We start from the raw sequence: 17,761 nt of genomic DNA, 5'->3' as shown, positions 1-17,761 counted from the left end.
ATGGACCTGGTGTCGTCGTTCCGGTCGCTTTCGGGCACCACCATCGAGATCCTGCACATCCTCGGCGGGCTCGTGGCGGCAGTGGCGATGACCTGGGCGGCGGCATGGTCCTACCCGCTTGGGCAGGACGTGATCTGGTCTTGCGGGGCCGCAGCGATGGTCGCGACCGTGCTGATGGGCGTGGGGCCATTGCGCCGCGCCCGCCGTCTCGACCGAACGACCCGCAGGAGTGAAGCGTGACCGACCTGCCCCCCAACAAGGCCCCGACGATCCGCGTCACCGCGATGCCCGCCGATGCCAACCCGTATGGCGACATCTTCGGCGGCTGGCTGATGGGCCAGATGGATTTGGCCGCCGGTTCGGTCGCCTCGCGGCGTAGCGGCGGCCGTGCCGTCACGATTGCGGCGGACGCGATGAAATTCCACATGCCGGTGGTCGTTGGTGACGAAGTATCCGTCTACGCCGAACTGATCGCGGTCGGCCGCACCTCAATGACGATCGAGGTCGAGGCGTGGCGCCGCGCCCGCCACAGCAACGACAGCTGCAAGGTGACCCAGGCGCGCTTTATCTTCGTGGCGGTCGGCGACGATCGCAAACCGCGGCCCGTGCCGCCCGAAACCAACTGAAATCGAAGGACTTACCGTGGCTGATACCTATGATCTCGTCATCCTCGGCTCCGGCCCCGGCGGCTACGTCGCCGCGATCCGCGCGTCGCAACTCGGCCTGAAGGTCGCGATCGTCGAGCGCGAGCGCCTAGGCGGCATCTGCCTCAACTGGGGCTGCATCCCGACCAAGGCGCTGCTCCGCACCTCGGAAATCTATCACTACATGCAGAACGCCGAGAGCTACGGCCTCAAGGCGGACAATGTCGGGTTCGACCTCGCCAAGATCGTCGACCGCTCGCGCAAAGTTGCGGGCCAGCTGAACGCGGGCGTCAAGGGCTTGATGAAGAAGAACAAGGTGACCGTCGTCGAAGGTGTCGGCACCGTCACGGCCAAGGGCAAGCTCAGCGTCAAGCAGGGCGACAAGACCGTCGAACTCGAAGCCAAGAACATCATCGTCGCGACCGGCGCGCGCGCGCGCGACCTGCCGTTCGCCAAGGCTGACGGCGAGCGGATCTGGACCTATCGTCACGCGATGGTGCCCACCGAGATGCCGACCAAGCTGCTGGTCATCGGCTCGGGCGCGATCGGCGTCGAGTTCGCCAGCTTCTACAACGACATGGGCGCCGACGTGACGATCGTCGAGATGCTCCCGCGCATCCTGCCGGTCGAGGACGAGGAAGTGTCCGCGTTCATGGACAAGGCGCTTACCAAGCAGGGCATAAAGCTGCTGACCCAGACCGGTCTTGAGGGTCTCGCGCCCTCGGCGAACGGCGTCACGGCCAAGATCAAGGCGAAGGACGGCAAGGTTTCGGAAGAGACCTTCAGCCACGCGATCATCGCGATCGGCATCGTCCCCAACACCGAGAATATTGGGCTGGAGGCGCTCGGCGTCGAAACCGACCGCGGGCACATCAAGACCGACGGCTATGGCCGCACCAATGTCGACGGCATCTGGGCGATCGGCGACGTCACCGGCGCGCCGTGGCTCGCGCACAAGGCGAGCCATGAGGGCATCATCGCGGTCGAGAAGATCGCCGGCGGTTCGCCGCACCAGATGGACAAGGCCAACATCCCCGGCTGCACCTATTCTCGCCCGCAAGTCGCGTCGGTCGGCATGACCGAGGCGAAGGCCAAGGAAGCCGGCTACGAGCTGAAGGTCGGCAAGTTCCCCTTCATCGGCAACGGCAAGGCGATCGCGCTGGGTGAGGCTGAGGGCTTCGTGAAGACGGTGTTCGACGCGAAGACGGGCGAACTGCTCGGTGCGCACATGGTGGGCGCGGAAGTGACCGAGCTGATCCAGGGCTATGTCGTCGCGCGCCAGCTCGAGACGACGGAAGCCGAACTGATGGAGACGGTGTTCGCACATCCGACACTGTCCGAGATGATGCACGAGAGCGTGCTCGCCGCGTACGGTCGCGCGATCCATTACTGATCCTACTGCTTAATCCTCCCCACAAGGGGGAGGTGGCTGGCTCTTGCCAGACGGAGGGGGAGCAATGCGAAACGCGGGTTCCGTGTCCTCCCCCTCCGTCACCTTCGGCGCCACCTCCCCCTAGCGGGGGAGGAGCGGGCTATGCCGCCCTATTGATGAAACGGGAAAAGTCGAGCCGGACCAGTTCTAGCGGCCGTCGGCTGAGAACCTTTAAGTCTCGGCTACACGTGGCGATTGGCGCAGGCAGGGATGCCGGAGCGGTCTCAGGTTGTGGCGCGCTTCCGGAACACGGCGAATGTCCTCGATCCCAACCGTGACGAAAGGGCGAAAAAGTAATTGCGCGCCCCCTTCCTAAATCACGATGTTCAGCCATCCCGCGACCCGACCGACCGATCGCACCGGGCAAACTATCCCGTTTCGGCCCTATCGGTCTTGACCGCTGTGTCGGTGCCCCCGAAAGCGCGATCAGACCGCGCAGATCCCGTCGGAGGGGTCGCGCGGTCGAGAAGTCATCGGTGCGGGACCAGCGAATGTCGATCGAACCTGCTACCCGTCTCACCCAGCGCCACATCGCCATCGCCGCGACCGCGCTATGCATCACCTCGCTGGCGCTCTTCTGGCCGGGCACGGCGATGTACGACACCGTCGCACAATACCGCCAGGTCCTGTCGGGGGTCTACGACGACTGGCACCCGCCCGCGATGGCGCGCGTTTGGGCCTTGCTCGCATCGTTCGGGCCCGGCGCTACGCCGATGCTGGTTCTGCAACTCGTCACCTATTGGCTAGGCCTCGGGTTGATCGCAGCTACGCTGGCCCGGGCCGGGCGGTCTCGCGGTGCCGTCGCGATCCTCGCGATCGGGGTGCTTCCCCCCTTCCTCGGCTGGCAAGGCGTGGTGCTCAAGGACGCACAACTCGTCGGTGCACTGCTCGCAGCCGTCGGGATTATCGGTTGGTGGCGGCTCGCGCGGCGTCCGCTTCCCGGCGCGATGTGGATCCCGGTGGCGCTGCTGCTCGCCTACGCCGTGCTGGTCCGCGCCAACGCGGTGTTCATCGTCGTCCCACTGCTCGTGACGCTCGCGCCGCGTCCCAAGCACCTGCTCGCCAAGCTTTTGGTCGGCCTCATTGCCGTGGTCGTCGTCCTCGGCGTAGCGCCGGTCGTGAATCACAAGATGCTTCGTGCCCAGCACAGCGGGGTCGAGTCGACACAGGCGCTTTACGACATCGCCGGCATCGCCGCCCGGGCGCACGACAGCGACACTATCGGCCTCACCCGCGGAGAGACAGCAACGGTAATCGCGCGGCGTTGTGCCACGCCGTTCTTCTGGGATCCGCTCGGCGACGACGCGCATTGCGGGACGACGGTGGCGCGGTTGCGCACGCTGCCGACCGCGACGCTCTACGTCACGCTGGCGTCGGCGGCGCTGCATCATCCGATCGCCTATGCCGGGCACCGCCTCGCGCATCTGAACTCGACCGATCGCTGGCTGGTCCCCTTCCATTGGCCGAGCGCAGCGCCGCCCGCCGCGTCCGAGCCCAATACGCTCGGGCTCGGCGCCCCGGGCTCGCCCGCTCGCACTTGGGAGGCGCTGACTGCGGTGATCGTCGAGACGCCGTTTGGCTGGCCGATCGTCTGGATCGTCGTCGCGATCACCGCGCTGGTCGCGAGCCTGTCGCGCCCCCGCAATCCGGTACGCGATCTTGCCACCGCGTTGCTCGTGTCCGCGCTTGCGCTCGAGGCGAGCTTCGCGGCCCTGAGCATCGCGTCGGACCTACGCTATCACCTGTGGCCGATGATCGCGACCGCGGTCGCGACCGTCCTGCTGGCCGATCGGTTACCGCCGCCCCGGATCGTCATGGCGGGGGCGAGTGCGCTCGTCCTGGTCGTCGGCGGCGGGGTCGCGGCGCGCGTGCTGCTCCCCCAACCGCCGCAAACCTATGCCGGCATGCTCGGCTGAATTACCGCCGGCGGCGCAGTTTCCTCCGCGGATAGGGCGCCGCGTCGTAATATTCGGTGGTCGTCGTAGTGGTCGTCACCGGGACGGACTGAACGAGCACGGTCGTCGACCCGGCTGAATACGCGCTGCCGCTGGTCGTGGTTACCGTCGTCACGCCGTCGGGGGAGGTCCAGGTGCCACCCGGTGGCACGGTATACGCGCGGGGCTGACGATACCCGACAGCATTGGCCGGCGGTGGTGGCGAATAGTCGTTGGCATAGGCCGGCGATGAATAGTCGGCTGCGTAGGCGGGCGGTGGAGCATAGCCGGCGCCGTATCCCGAAACAGGCCGCGGTTTCGGTGGCAACGGCGGTGCGAGGCCACCGCGGTCTTCGGTCTTGTCGATCGCGTAGCCGGCCGCTGCGCCGACGCCTGCACCGATCAACGTCCCGCCGAGGCGATTGCCGCGACCGGCGATGACGTTGCCTGCGACGCCGCCGGCGACGGCACCGATCGCAGCACCACCCACGCCGGTATCGCGACGGGGGGCGGGGCGATCCTCATACGGCGCGACGTATCCACGGTCGTCGGGGCCCGCATAGACCGTGTCGTTCGCAGCATAGTCGCGCGGGCTGATCGACGCGTAGCCGCCACCGTCGGCGCGATCCCAGTCGATATCGCTGGCAGTGTCGTAGACCGAACCACGCGAGTCGATCAGCACCGCATCGTCGTAATAACGGGCCCAGTGATACCCCTGAGGCGGCTGCGCGAGACGGTAGTCCGACCAGTCGGCGACGTAGAACCTTGGCGCGTTCCAATAGCTCGGCACCGCCCAACCGCGGTGCGGCCGGCGATACCCGGCCCAGCCGCCGGGAGCGTTCGCACCACCCCACCAGCGCCCGCCGATCTTGCTGCCCCAGCGCGACGTGCGCGGGGCGCGGGCCGGTCGCGTCGGAGCCTGGACGACGGGCATCTGCGCGGCGAGCGGACCCGGACGGTTCGGGCGGGCCATCGGCGCCTGCATCGCGGCGTCGGGAGCCGGGTAGCTCGCGCCGGGACTCGGCCGCTGTGCATCCGCCGTGCCGCCTGCCAGCACTAGCCCCGCGCTCGCGATCAATAGCCTCCGCATACCCGTCTCCCTGGTTGGCCACCCGATCCAGCGCAAACGCCGGATATCTCAGGGCGTTGCTTACCAAGGGCACGGTGGAGTCGCCAGACGACGTGCTGTCCCGAAACGGGGCGCGTCGGACAGGGGTTAGCCTAGACGCCGACCGAGCAACGCCGCGAGCGCCTCGCAGCCGGTCGCGTCCTCCGCATCGAACCGCGCGAGTTCGGGGCTGTCGAGGTCTAGCACCGCTATCAGCGTTCCGTCCCTCATCACCGGCACTACCAGTTCGGAGCGACTTGCTGCGTCGCAGGCGATGTGGCCCGGGAACGCGTGAACGTCCTCTACCAGTTGCGTCGTCAGCGTCGCGGCGGCGGCACCACAGACACCTTTGCCGACGGGGATACGGATGCAGGCGACCTTGCCCTGGAACGGCCCAAGCACGAGTTCGCCTTCGACCAGCCGGTAGAAACCCGCCCAGTTAAGGTCGGGGAGATACTCCCAGACCAGCGCCGCCGCATTCGCCATGTTGGCGATCGGATCGGTCTCGTCCGTCGTTAGAGCGTCGAGCGCGGCGAGCAGGTCGCGATAGAGATCGGCCTTGGTGCCGGCGGAGATATCGAACTGGTACATCTGTCTTCCTTGATTGAGAGGCAGCTAACGCTCCCCCAAATCCGTCACCCAGCAAAAGCTGGGGTGACGCAGCGGCAATGTGGCGATCCTCCCCCGCCAGGGGGAGGTGGCGCCGCAGGCGACGGAGGGGGAGGACACGGAACATCCGACATCGCGGGCCTCCCCCTCCGTCTGGCTAGCGCCAGCCACCCCCCCCTGGCGGGGGAGGATTGCGAGGTCGTGCACTAGGCTGGCCGACGGACGTTAGCGAGACGCTCATAGGCATGGCCCGCTCAGTCGTCGCGGACCTTGCCCCGCCCCGCCTTGACCCCGCTGCGCACCTTCTTCGTATCGACCCGCCGTGCCTTGGCCGCCTTGGACGGCTTGGTCGCGCGGCGCGCTTTCGGAACGATCGTCGCCTCCTTGATCATCGCGACGAGGCGTTCGCGGACTTCCTGGCGGTTGAGCAGTTGCGAGCGTGAGCCCTCGCTGCGCAGCACCAGTACGCCGTCTCGCGTGAGGCGCGATCCGGCGAGCACGGCGATGCGGTTCTTCACCGCCAGCGGCAGGCCGGGCGAGAGGCCGACGTCGAAGCGCAGGATCACCGCGCTGTCGGTGGTGTTGACGTGCTGACCGCCGGGACCGCCCGAGCGCGTCGTGCTCTCGATCAGTTCGCTGTCGTCGATCGAGATCGATCGGGTGATCGGGATCGCGACCATCAGCCCCTGCCCTCAGCCCGATCAGTCGTCGGTGGAGTCGGGCGTCGTAACTTCGGCAACCGATGCAGCATTGGCAACCTGAGCAGCCTCGTCGGCGAACCCGGCCTTGGCGAACCGGTCGGGCAACGGCGCTTCGGCGAGCACGTCGGGCTTGCCGGGGCGCGGGACGATCAGCCGCTGCGCATGGAGCATCATGCCGAGCCCGTCCGCCTTGCCGTACACGCCGTCGCCGACCACCGGCGCACCGAGGCCGCTCGCGGCGTGGACGCGGATCTGGTGCGTGCGGCCGGTCTCGGGCAGGAACTCGACCAGCGAGCGGCCGTCCCTGATCTCGAGCACGCGCCACTTAGTGCGCGACTTCTTGCCGTCGGGGTCCTCGACCATGCGCCAGCCGGTCTCGGCCGTGCTGACCTTGCCGAGCGCCATCTCGATCAGGCCGGACGTGCCCTCGACGACGCCGTCGAGCAGCGCGACGTAGCGCTTCGAGACGAGGCCCTGCTCGAACGCCTGTTGCAACCGGGCGTGTGCCTTTGGGTTGCGCGACAGGAGCAGGCAGCCGCTCGTGTCGCGGTCGAGCCGGTGCACCGCCTTGGGCCAGCGCTGGAAGCCGAACTTCAGGCTTTCGAGATGATTTTCGAGGCTCAGCGAGCCGTCGCGGGGCGGATCGACCGGCAGCCCTGCGGGCTTGTCGATCACCAGGGCCTCGCCGTCGAGGAAGAGTACGCGTTCACCATGCATGCCGCCGCCCTTGCCATCATTAGCGCCTGCGTGCCAGAGCCAGCATCGATGTTGCACCGCACGCTGGCCCTCGCGCTCCTGTTCGCCCCCACGATTGCGGAAGCACAATTGTGCGAGGGACAGAGCGCAGCGATCGCGTCCGATGGCCGCGCGTTCGGGCATTTGCCGTACGGCGACGCGCCTGAGAGCGAGCTTGTGACGCTGCCGTCGGAGTATTCGGTCGGCAATCCGTGCGGGGTGCGCGCCGACATATTGCCCGACCTGTTGCGGCTGTTCGCGGCGGCGCAGGGTGACCCGTCGGTAATGGGCCAGCTCCGCGCCTTGTCGTGCCAGCGGTCGATCGCGCGCCAGCGCAGCGTCTTCTGTCGCGGCGAGACGAGCAGTCCGGCCGACCGCGCGATCTCGGTCGCGCCGCCGGGGTATAGCGAGCATTCGACCGGCTATGCCTTGGACTTCGCCGTGCGTCCGGCGAACGGGTGTCCGGATGCGGAGGCGTGCATGGCCGCCACCCCTGCCGCGCGCTGGCTGCGACTGAACGCGCCGCGGTTCGGGTTCGAGCAGAGCTTTCCCGGCGGAAACAAGCAGCATGTGAAGTGGGAGCCGTGGCATTGGCGGTGGGTTGGGGCGAGCGAGAGTGCGCTTGGGGCGGCGAAGGCTCGGTTCGTGTTCGCGCGGGCGCGGCTGGAGTATCCGGCTGATCCGGGGGTGTTGCCGCTGGTGGTGAAAGTTACCGTGCAACCGCCGGTGCCGGTGGCGCCGGTGGTGGTCGTACCGTCGAAAAAGAAGCGGCGGTAGAAGAAAGACCAGTTTGATCGGGGCTGCGTATTCCAGAAAGCACTACCACCCCGGCGGAGGCCGGGGCCCAGTTGGGGAACGGTGCTGACGATGGACAACGCTTCGTTATTGCCACCTTTCCAACTGGGCCCCGGCCTCCGCCGGGGTGGGAGCTCTCTTTGGGGAGGCGTTTGGGAGCAATGATCCGACTGGCCGCCCCGCCGTCACTCAGTGCAGTACCAGCCCACCAGGGCGCACTACGCCATCGCGCAGCGCATGATCGTACAGCAGCTCAGTCTCCAACTTCACCTGATGCGACAATCGATCGAGCATCGACTCCGCCTGAACCCCGAACGCTGCCCAATCCTTCGGCGAGATCGTCGGCAGCCAGCGACCGATGAACGCCTTCCAGTCAGAGCGGAGGATGTCGAGGTCCTCTTCCATCATCGCGATCGTATCGGCGGAGCAATGCGCCTCCATCGCGACGACGGTGCGGTCGATGACCTCGTCCTCGACACCGAGATGATCGGCGACCGTTACCGCCAGCTCGATCAGCTTGCGCGAAGCAATCGCGCTCTGCGTCTTCGATTGCCGCGCCAAACTCACCAGGTCGGCACACTGCCCGGCGATCTTCGCGTGATCATCGATCAGCCGAGTCCAATTTGCGCGATCCTGGTCGGATACCGTCCGCACTTCGATCTTGTCGTTCATGACGCCGCCTACTCCCCTGCGAATGTCACCCGGTAACTTCAGAATTACGCGTTACACCTCGTCATGGATGCAAATACCGTTGCACGAAGCTTGGTAGCTATAGTATTTCAGACAGTGCGACCGTGTTGAAACGACCGTTTTTCAGCCGCCCTTTGACATGACGCCACGGCGCGCCTATATCCGCATCTCACCACAGCATCCGGGAAATGACATGCCGTCGCGCAGCGTGTCGATCGTATTGGATACCGAGGTTTCATACGCTGAGAGCCGCCGCACCTGATGCGCGCGGCCTTTTTGCGTGAACGTGCGTCCCGCTTGGGGGTTCCCAAGCACGAAATTACGACTGATCCGTCAGTTTTTATAGGGCGAAACAAAACCTATGGCTTCCAAGGCGATCGAACACGGCACTGCAAAGCGCCGTATCCGCAAGGTTTTCGGCAACATCCACGAAGTCGTGCAGATGCCGAACCTGATCGAAGTCCAGCGCGAGAGCTACGAGCAGTTCCTGCGCTCCGACAAGTCGATCGGCCACGTCTCGGGTCTCGAGAAGACGCTGCGCAGCGTCTTCCCGATCCAGGATTTCGCCGGCACCGCCTATCTCGATTTCGACGATTACGTCCTTGAGCCGCCGAAGTTCGACGTCGAGGAATGCCGCCAGCGCGGGATCACCTACGCTGCGCCGATGCGCGTCACGCTGCGCCTGACCGCGTTCGAGGTCGATCCCGATACCGAGGCCAAGTCGGTCATCGATATCAAGGAGCAGGACGTGTACATGGGCGACATGCCGCTCATGACCGAGAACGGCACGTTCTTCATCAATGGCACCGAGCGCGTCATCGTCAGCCAGATGCACCGTTCGCCGGGCGTCCTGTTCGATCACGATCGCGGCAAGACGCACGCATCGGGCAAGTATCTGTTCGCGGCGCGCGTGATCCCGTATCGCGGTTCGTGGCTCGATTTCGAGTTCGACGCGAAGGACATCGTCAACGTCCGCATCGATCGCAAGCGCAAGCTGCCCGTCACGGCGCTGCTCTATGCGCTCGGCATGACGTCGGAAGAGATCCTCAACTATTTCTACAACCGCGTGACGTTCGTCCGCGGCCAGGGTGGCTGGATCGTTCCGTTCCAGGTCGAGAACTGGCGTGGCCAGAAGCCGATGTTCGACATCGTCGATGCGAAGACCGGCGAAGTCGTGTTCCCGAACGGCCAGAAGATCAGCCCGCGCGCTGCGAACAAGGCATTCAAGGACGGTCTCACCGACCTGCTGATCCCGACCGAGGAAATCTTCGGCCGCTATTCGGCGTACGACCTGATCGACGAGTCGACCGGCCGCATCTACATCGAAGCCGGTGACGAAGTGACCGCCGAGAACCTCGAACTGCTCGACCAGGCAGGCATCGAGCGTCTCGACCTGCTCGACATCGATCACGTCGCGACGGGTCCGTGGATCCGCAACACGCTCAAGGTCGACAAGGCCGAGGAGCGCGAGCAGGCCCTCAGCGACATCTACCGCGTGATGCGTCCCGGCGAGCCGCCGACGCTGGAGACGGCCGAGGCGCTGTTCTCGGGTCTGTTCTTCGATCCGGATCGCTACGACCTGTCGGCCGTCGGTCGCGTGAAGCTCAACATGCGTCTCGACCTTGACGTCGAGGACACCGTGACGACGCTGCGCACCAAGGACATTCTCGAGGTCATCAAGACTCTCGTGAACCTCAAGGACGGCAAGGGCGAAATCGACGATATCGACAACCTCGGTAACCGTCGTGTCCGTTCGGTCGGCGAGTTGCTCGAAAACCAGTACCGCGTCGGTCTGCTCCGCATGGAGCGCGCCGTGAAGGAGCGCATGTCGTCGGTCGACGTCTCGACCGTCATGCCGAACGACCTGATCAACGCGAAGCCTGCGGTTGCAGCGGTCCGCGAATTCTTCGGCTCGTCACAGCTGTCGCAGTTCATGGATCAGACCAACCCGCTGTCGGAAGTCACCCACAAGCGTCGCGTGTCGGCACTTGGACCAGGTGGTCTGACGCGTGAGCGCGCCGGCTTCGAAGTCCGCGACGTTCATCCGACGCATTACGGCCGCATCTGCCCGATCGAGACGCCGGAAGGCCCGAACATCGGTCTGATCAACTCGCTCGCCAGCTTCTCGCGGGTGAACAAGTACGGCTTCATTGAGACTCCGTACCGCAAGGTCGTCGACCACAAGGTCACCGACGACGTCGTGTACCTGTCGGCGATGGAAGAGGCCAAGCACACGATCGCGCAGGCCAACGCCGAGCTCGATTCGTCGAACGGCTTCGTCGAGGAGCTGGTGTCGTCGCGTCAGGCTGGCGAATTCCTGATGGCGCTGCCCGACAACATCACGTTGATGGACGTCAGCCCCAAGCAGCTCGTCTCGGTCGCCGCATCGCTCATTCCGTTCCTGGAAAACGATGACGCCAACCGCGCGCTGATGGGCTCGAACATGCAGCGTCAGGCCGTGCCGCTCGTCCAGGCCGAGGCGCCGTTCGTCGGCACCGGCATGGAAGAGACCGTGGCACGTGACTCCGGCGCCGCGATCTCGGCCAAGCGTGCGGGCATCGTCGACCAGGTCGACGCGGCGCGTATCGTGATCCGGGCGACCGGCGAGATCGATGCCGGCAAGTCGGGCGTCGACATCTATACGCTGATGAAGTTCCAGCGCTCGAACCAGTCGACCTGCATCAACCAGCGTCCGCTGGTGAAGGTGGGCGATGCGGTTCGTGCCGGCGACGTGCTCGCCGACGGTCCGTCGACCGAGTTCGGCGAGCTGGCGCTGGGTCGCAACAGCCTCGTCGCGTTCATGCCGTGGAACGGTTACAACTACGAGGATTCGATCCTGATCTCCGAGCGGATCGTGAAGGACGACGTGTTCACGTCGATCCATATCGACGAGTTCGAGGTGATGGCTCGCGACACGAAGCTCGGGCCTGAGGACATCACGCGCGACATCCCGAACGTCGGCGAGGAAGCACTTCGCAACCTCGACGAGGCGGGCATCGTCTACATCGGTGCAGAGGTCGAGCCGGGCGATATCCTCGCCGGCAAGATCACGCCGAAGGGTGAATCGCCGATGACGCCGGAGGAGAAGCTTCTTCGTGCGATCTTCGGCGAGAAGGCCAGCGACGTGCGCGATACGTCGCTTCGCCTGCCGCCGGGCGTGTCGGGTACGGTCGTCGACGTTCGCGTCTTCAACCGTCACGGCATCGACAAGGACGAGCGCGCGATGGCGATCGAGCGCGAGGAGATCGAGCGCCTGAAGAAGGATTCGGACGACGAGCGTTCGATCCTGAACCGTGCGACCTGGTCGCGTCTTCGCGAAATGCTGCTCGATCAGACCGCCACCTCGGCGCCGAAGGGCGTCAAGAAGGGCGTCGTGATCGACATGGATCTGCTCGACAGCGTCGACCGCCACGAGTGGTGGAAGTTCGCGGTCGCCGACGACAAGGTCCAGAGCGATCTGGAAGCGGTCAAGATCCAGTATGACGATGCCGCCAAGCTGATCACGGACAAGTTCCACGATCGTCGCGAGAAGCTGGAGCGCGGTGACGAGCTGTCGCCGGGCGTGCTGAAGATGGTCAAGGTGTTCGTCGCGGTGAAGCGCAAGCTGCAGCCGGGCGACAAGATGGCCGGCCGTCACGGCAACAAGGGCGTCATCAGCCGCATCCTGCCGGCCGAGGACATGCCGTTCCTCGCCGACGGTACGCCGGTCGATATCGTCCTCAACCCGCTGGGCGTGCCGTCGCGCATGAACGTCGGGCAGATCTTCGAGACGCATCTGGGCTGGGCCGCACGTGGCCTGGGCCAGTCGATCACCGCGGCTCTCGAGACGTGGCGTGAAGAGAATCCGGACGCCAAGCCGGGTGCGATGCCCGAGGCGGTCCGCGATCGCCTCAAGACGGTGTACGGCGAGCAGTATCACGCCGAGATCGACGCCCGCACGGGGGACGAGATCGTCGAGCTCGCCAAGAACCTGAAGGGCGGCGTGCCGATGGCGACGCCGGTGTTCGATGGTGCCCGCGAAGCCGACGTCTCGGCGATGCTGGCGCTGGCGGGCCTCGACACGTCGGGTCAGTCGGACCTGTTCGACGGCCGCACCGGCGATCAGTTCGATCGCAAGGTGACGGTGGGCTACATCTACATGCTGAAGCTCCACCATCTGGTCGACGACAAGATCCACGCACGGTCGATCGGGCCGTACTCGCTGGTCACGCAGCAGCCGCTGGGTGGTAAGGCGCAGTTCGGTGGGCAGCGCTTCGGCGAGATGGAGGTCTGGGCACTCCAGGCCTACGGCGCGGCGTATACCTTGCAGGAAATGCTGACGGTGAAGTCGGACGACGTGGTCGGACGCACCAAGGTCTACGAGGCGATCGTCAAGGGCGACGACACGTTCGAGGCCGGCATCCCGGAGAGCTTCAACGTTCTCGTCAAGGAAATGCGCTCGCTCGGCCTGAATGTGGACCTGAAGCAGTCGGAGCCCGGCTTCGACAGCGACGGCATCCAGATCGCGGCGGAGTAGTTCCTTTGCCCTCCCCTCCCGCTCGCGGGAGGGGACCGAGGGGTGGGCTCCCGGCCGGCATTGAAGCGCGACGTCGATGCCGGGCGCCCACCCCCTCCCAGCCTGAAGAGGCTGGGCCCCTCCCCCTCCCGCAAGCGGTAGGGGGGAAGATTTTTCCTAAGGACAGCTCATGAACGAGATGACCCCCTTCGCCAATCCGGTCGCCAAGACCGAGACGTTCGACCAGATCCAGATCGGCATTGCGTCCCCGGACAAGATCCGTTCGTGGTCGTTCGGCGAGATCAAGAAGCCCGAGACCATCAACTACCGCACGTTCAAGCCTGAGCGTGATGGCCTGTTCTGCGCGCGCATCTTCGGTCCGATCAAGGACTACGAGTGCCTGTGCGGCAAGTACAAGCGCATGAAGTACAAGGGCATCGTGTGCGAGAAGTGCGGCGTCGAGGTTACCGTCTCGAAGGTCCGCCGCGAGCGGATGGGCCATATCGAGCTCGCCGCCCCGGTCGCACACATCTGGTTCCTGAAGTCGCTGCCATCGCGCATCGGCCTGCTGCTCGACATGCAGCTGAAGCAGCTCGAGCGCGTGCTGTACTTCGAGGCGTACATCGTGATCGAGCCGGGCCTGACCCCGCTCGAGAAGTACCAGCTGATGACCGAGGACGAGCTCCTCGACGCGCAGGACCAGTATGGCGAGGACGCCTTCTCGGCCGGTATCGGTGCCGAAGCTGTCCGCATCATGCTCGAATCGCTCGACCTCGTCGGTGAGCGTACCGCGCTGCTCGAAGAGCTCGCGGTCACCAAGTCCGAGCTGAAGCCCAAGAAGATCATCAAGCGCCTGAAGGTCGTCGAGAGCTTTATCGATTCGGGCAACCGCCCCGAGTGGATGATCCTCGAGGTCGTGCCGGTCATCCCGCCCGAGCTGCGCCCGCTGGTGCCGCTGGACGGTGGTCGTTTCGCGACGTCGGATCTGAACGATCTGTATCGCCGCGTGATCAACCGCAACAATCGCCTCAAGCGCCTGATGGAGCTCCGCGCGCCGGACATCATCGTCCGCAACGAGAAGCGCATGCTTCAGGAGGCCGTCGACGCATTGTTCGACAATGGTCGCCGCGGTCGCACGATCACGGGCGCCAACAAGCGTCCGCTGAAGTCGCTGTCCGACATGCTCAAGGGCAAGCAGGGCCGCTTCCGTCAGAACCTTCTCGGCAAGCGCGTCGACTATTCGGGTCGGTCGGTCATCGTGACCGGGCCTGAGCTGAAGCTGCACCAGTGCGGCCTGCCGAAGAAGATGGCGCTCGAGCTGTTCAAGCCGTTCATCTACGCACGTCTCGATGCGAAGGGTCTGTCGATGACCCTGAAGCAGGCGAAGAAGTGGGTCGAGAAGGAGCGCAAGGAAGTCTGGGATATCCTGGACGAGGTGATCCGCGAGCATCCGGTCATGCTGAACCGTGCGCCGACGCTTCACCGTCTCGGCATCCAGGCGTTCGAGCCGGTATTGATCGAGGGCAAGGCGATCCAGCTTCACCCGCTGGTCTGCTCCGCGTTCAACGCCGATTTCGACGGCGATCAGATGGCCGTGCACGTCCCGCTGAGCCTCGAGGCCCAGCTCGAAGCGCGCGTCCTGATGATGTCGACGAACAACATCCTGTCGCCAGCTAACGGCAAGCCGATCATCGTTCCGTCGCAGGACATGGTGCTCGGTCTCTATTATCTGTCGATGATGAAGGAGAACGAGCCGGGCCAGGGGATGCTGCTCGGTGACATGGCCGAAGTGCACCAGGCGCTGAACGCTCAGGCGGTCACGCTGCACACCAAGGTCATCAGCCGCGTTCCGCAGACCGACGAGAAGGGGAAGCAGTACCTCAAGCGGTACGAGACGACCCCGGGCCGCATGCTGCTGGGCGAGTGCCTGCCGCACAGCCACAAGGTGCCGTTCGACACCGTCAACCGCCTCCTCACCAAGAAGGACGTGGGCGACGTGATCGACGAGGTTTATCGTCACACCGGCCAGAAGGAGACCGTGCTGTTCGCCGACGCGATCATGTCGCTCGGCTTCCGCCACGCGTTCCGCGCCGGCATCTCGTTCGGCAAGGACGACATGATCATTCCGGACGCCAAGGTTGGTCTCGTCGACGACACCAAGGCGCTCGTGAAGGACTTCGAGCAGCAGTATCAGGACGGTCTGATCACGCAGCAGGAGAAGTACAACAAGGTGATCGACGCCTGGAGCCGTTGCGGCGACCAGGTCGCGAACGCCATGATGGACGAGATCCGTGCGGTGAAGGTAGACGAGGAGACCGGCCGTGAAAAGCCGATCAACTCGATCTACATGATGGCCCACTCGGGTGCTCGTGGTTCGCAGGCGCAGATCAAGCAGCTTGCCGGTATGCGTGGCCTGATGGCCAAGCCGTCGGGCGAGATCATCGAAACGCCGATCATCTCGAACTTCAAGGAAGGCCTGACCGTCCTTGAGTACTTCAACTCGACCCACGGCGCTCGCAAGGGCCTCGCGGATACGGCGTTGAAGACGGCGAACTCGGGCTACCTGACGCGTCGTCTGGTCGACGTGTCGCAGGATTGCGTGATCATCGAACCGGATTGCGGCACGACCCGCGCGCTGGAGATGAAGGCCATTCTCCAGGGTGGTTCGACGATCGCAAGCCTCGGCGAGCGCATCCTCGGTCGTACGACCGCGGAGGACATCGTCGATCCGAAGACCGGCAAGGTCGTCATCCCGTCGGGCACGCTGCTCGACGAGCCGATGATCACGACGATCGAAGGCCTCGGTACGCAGTCGTGCAAGATCCGCAGCCCGCTGGTCTGCGAGTCGAAGATCGGCGTCTGCGGCAAGTGCTACGGGCGCGATCTCGCCCGCGGTACGCCGGTCAACATCGGTGAAGCTGTCGGCGTCATCGCCGCGCAGTCGATCGGTGAGCCGGGCACGCAGCTGACGATGCGTACGTTCCACATCGGTGGTGCGGCGCAGCTCAACGAAACGTCGAACCTCGAGGCTCACGCAGACGGTACGGTGCAGTTCCGCGATCTGCGTATCATCGTCGACCAGCGTGGCCGTCGCGTGGTGCTCAGCCGCTCGGGTGAAATCGCGATCGTCGACATGGACGGCCGCGAGCTCTCGGTCGACCGCATCCCGTACGGTGCGTACGTGCTGTTCGACGATGGTCACATCGTGTCGCGCGGCGATCGGATGGCCGAGTGGGATCCGTTCACCATGCCGGTGATCACGGAGAACCCGGGCACGATCAAGTATGTCGACCTGATCGAGGGCAAGACGCTCACCGAGCAGACCGACGAAGCCACGGGCATCGCCCAGCGCGTCGTGATCGAATATCGTGCGACGACCAAGTCGAAGGAGGATCTGCGTCCGCGCATGACCCTGCTCGACGAGACGTCGGGCGAGACCGGTCGATACATGTTGGCGATCGGCGCGACCTTGTCGGTCGAGGATGGCGCACAGGTGTTCGGCGGCGACGTCGTGGCCCGCGTCAGCCGCGAGAGCGCCAAGACGCGCGACATCACCGGTGGTCTGCCGCGTGTTGCCGAGCTGTTCGAGGCACGCATCCCCAAGGACTCGGCGATCATCGCCAAGATCTCGGGCCGCGTCGTGTTCGGCAAGGACTACAAGGCGAAGCGCAAGATCGGCATCCAGCCCGAGGATGGCGGCGACGTTGTCGAGTATCTGGTGCCGAAGTCGAAGGTCATCGACGTCCAGGAAGGCGATTACGTCAAGCGCGGCGACAACCTGATCGGCGGCTCGCCCGATCCGCACGACATCCTCGAGACGATGGGCATCGAACCCCTCGCCGAGTATCTCGTGTCGGAAATCCAGGAAGTCTATCGTCTCCAGGGCGTGAAGATCAACGACAAGCACATCGAGACGATCGTTCGTCAGATGCTGCAGAAGGTCGAGATCACCGACGGCGGCGACACCACGCTGCTGAAGGGCGAGCAGGTCGATCGCGAGGAAATGGACGCGACCAACGAGAAGCTCGAGAAGAAGCAGACCCGCGCACAGGGCAAGCCCATCCTGCTCGGCATCACCAAGGCGTCGCTGCAGACCCGCAGCTTCATCTCGGCGGCATCGTTCCAGGAGACCACCCGCGTCCTTACCGAGGCAGCGGTCCAGGGTAAGCAGGACATGCTGATGGGCCTGAAGGAGAACGTGATCGTCGGCCGGCTCATCCCGGCAGGCACCGGTGCAGGCCTCAACCGCCTGCGTGTCGTGGCCAACAGCCGCGACGCCGCGATGCGCGTCCAGCAGCGCAAGATGGCGGAGGTGTCGATCGTGGCACCGATGTCGGCTGCCGACGAGCATGCTGCCGAACTGGCACGTTCGCCGCGTGATGCAGGCGGCGCAGGAGAGGATCCGCTCGCAGCGGTCGTCACCTCGGGCACCGGCACCGACGCGGATGCCGGCGAGTATCTGAACGAGACCGAGTAATCGGTTTCGTCAGACGCCTCGGCGCTGACTAATGAAAAGGCCGCCGTCCGGGATACCGGGCGGCGGCCTTTTCCGTTTTGGAGCGGAAGCGCGTCTTCGCGGCCGATCGACGCTTAGCGTTTGCGGCCGATTGTTGAAGCG

General features: G+C 65.1%; 12 protein-coding genes. 7 read left to right on the top strand and 5 right to left on the bottom strand.

Annotation, left to right across the window (positions count from 1 at the left end; translation table 11 throughout):
* From AC1MH0_RS15865 to AC1MH0_RS15850, 4 genes are all read left to right on the top strand, one after another.
* Window positions 1–240 carry a hypothetical protein gene (locus AC1MH0_RS15865; RefSeq protein WP_480963553.1) on the top strand — a complete coding sequence of 80 codons (240 nt, stop codon included), beginning with the start codon at window positions 1–3 and terminating at the stop codon, window positions 238–240.
* 44 nt (window positions 241–284) lie between these two features.
* Entirely contained in the window at window positions 285–626 is a 342-nt protein-coding gene (locus AC1MH0_RS15860; RefSeq protein ID WP_056487075.1) for an acyl-CoA thioesterase, read from the top strand.
* Between the two features lie 16 nt (window positions 627–642).
* Window positions 643–2,037 carry a dihydrolipoyl dehydrogenase gene (gene lpdA, locus AC1MH0_RS15855; protein WP_056051366.1) on the top strand — a complete coding sequence of 465 codons (1,395 nt, stop codon included), beginning with the start codon at window positions 643–645 and terminating at the stop codon, window positions 2,035–2,037.
* Window positions 2,038–2,567: 530 nt separating this feature from the next.
* A complete protein-coding gene (locus AC1MH0_RS15850) occupies window positions 2,568–3,992 on the top strand; it encodes a hypothetical protein (RefSeq protein WP_480963552.1) in 1,425 nt (474 codons plus the stop codon).
* A gap of 1 nt (window position 3,993) precedes the next feature.
* Here the strand turns inward: AC1MH0_RS15850 and AC1MH0_RS15845 are convergent, their stop codons facing one another.
* The 4 genes from AC1MH0_RS15845 to AC1MH0_RS15830 all read right to left on the bottom strand — a co-directional run bounded on the left by AC1MH0_RS15845 (window position 3,994) and on the right by AC1MH0_RS15830 (window position 7,145).
* Window positions 3,994–5,100, bottom strand: a complete 1,107-nt coding sequence (locus AC1MH0_RS15845; protein ID WP_480963551.1) for an RcnB family protein — start codon at window positions 5,098–5,100, stop codon at window positions 3,994–3,996.
* 126 nt (window positions 5,101–5,226) lie between these two features.
* The gene (locus tag AC1MH0_RS15840; protein WP_480963550.1) at window positions 5,227–5,709 is read right to left on the bottom strand and encodes a GAF domain-containing protein; all 483 of its coding nucleotides are present in this window, start codon (window positions 5,707–5,709) and stop codon (window positions 5,227–5,229) included.
* Between the two features lie 272 nt (window positions 5,710–5,981).
* Complete coding sequence (gene arfB / locus AC1MH0_RS15835; RefSeq protein WP_056051376.1) at window positions 5,982–6,407, bottom strand: alternative ribosome rescue aminoacyl-tRNA hydrolase ArfB; 426 nt, start codon at window positions 6,405–6,407, stop codon at window positions 5,982–5,984.
* 21 nt (window positions 6,408–6,428) lie between these two features.
* On the bottom strand, window positions 6,429–7,145 hold the full coding sequence (locus tag AC1MH0_RS15830; RefSeq protein ID WP_480963549.1) for an RluA family pseudouridine synthase: 717 nt from the start codon (window positions 7,143–7,145) through the stop codon (window positions 6,429–6,431).
* Between the two features lie 30 nt (window positions 7,146–7,175).
* On the opposite strand from AC1MH0_RS15830, the gene AC1MH0_RS15825 reads away from it, so the two are divergent.
* On the top strand, window positions 7,176–7,940 hold the full coding sequence (locus tag AC1MH0_RS15825; RefSeq protein ID WP_480963548.1) for a M15 family metallopeptidase: 765 nt from the start codon (window positions 7,176–7,178) through the stop codon (window positions 7,938–7,940).
* A 207-nt stretch (window positions 7,941–8,147) separates the two neighbouring features.
* Here the strand turns inward: AC1MH0_RS15825 and AC1MH0_RS15820 are convergent, their stop codons facing one another.
* Window positions 8,148–8,630, bottom strand: coding sequence for a hemerythrin domain-containing protein (locus tag AC1MH0_RS15820; protein WP_480963547.1), 483 nt, complete (start codon window positions 8,628–8,630; stop codon window positions 8,148–8,150).
* Between the two features lie 379 nt (window positions 8,631–9,009).
* Between AC1MH0_RS15820 and rpoB the strand changes: the two genes are divergently transcribed.
* Entirely contained in the window at window positions 9,010–13,164 is a 4,155-nt protein-coding gene (rpoB, locus tag AC1MH0_RS15815) for a DNA-directed RNA polymerase subunit beta (protein ID WP_480963546.1), read from the top strand.
* 169 nt (window positions 13,165–13,333) lie between these two features.
* A complete protein-coding gene (gene rpoC, locus AC1MH0_RS15810) occupies window positions 13,334–17,620 on the top strand; it encodes a DNA-directed RNA polymerase subunit beta' (protein WP_480963545.1) in 4,287 nt (1,428 codons plus the stop codon).
* Window positions 17,621–17,761 lie beyond the last annotated feature (141 nt).

Source organism: Sphingomonas sp. AP28, from assembly GCF_056680455.1.
The sequence above is the reverse complement of the archived record's forward strand: the minus strand, read 5'-3'. Positions and strand labels throughout refer to the sequence as shown.

Coding starts and splice junctions, on each gene's coding strand:
- rpoB (WP_480963546.1), top strand. CDS start 9,010: ATGGCTTCCAAGGCGATCGAACACGGCACTGCAAAGCGCCGTATCCGC.
- AC1MH0_RS15850 (WP_480963552.1), top strand. CDS start 2,568: ATGTCGATCGAACCTGCTACCCGTCTCACCCAGCGCCACATCGCCATC.
- AC1MH0_RS15820 (WP_480963547.1), bottom strand. CDS start 8,630: ATGAACGACAAGATCGAAGTGCGGACGGTATCCGACCAGGATCGCGCA.
- AC1MH0_RS15860 (WP_056487075.1), top strand. CDS start 285: ATGCCCGCCGATGCCAACCCGTATGGCGACATCTTCGGCGGCTGGCTG.
- AC1MH0_RS15845 (WP_480963551.1), bottom strand. CDS start 5,100: ATGCGGAGGCTATTGATCGCGAGCGCGGGGCTAGTGCTGGCAGGCGGC.
- AC1MH0_RS15840 (WP_480963550.1), bottom strand. CDS start 5,709: ATGTACCAGTTCGATATCTCCGCCGGCACCAAGGCCGATCTCTATCGC.
- AC1MH0_RS15830 (WP_480963549.1), bottom strand. CDS start 7,145: ATGCATGGTGAACGCGTACTCTTCCTCGACGGCGAGGCCCTGGTGATC.
- AC1MH0_RS15865 (WP_480963553.1), top strand. CDS start 1: ATGGACCTGGTGTCGTCGTTCCGGTCGCTTTCGGGCACCACCATCGAG.
- rpoC (WP_480963545.1), top strand. CDS start 13,334: ATGAACGAGATGACCCCCTTCGCCAATCCGGTCGCCAAGACCGAGACG.
- arfB (WP_056051376.1), bottom strand. CDS start 6,407: ATGGTCGCGATCCCGATCACCCGATCGATCTCGATCGACGACAGCGAA.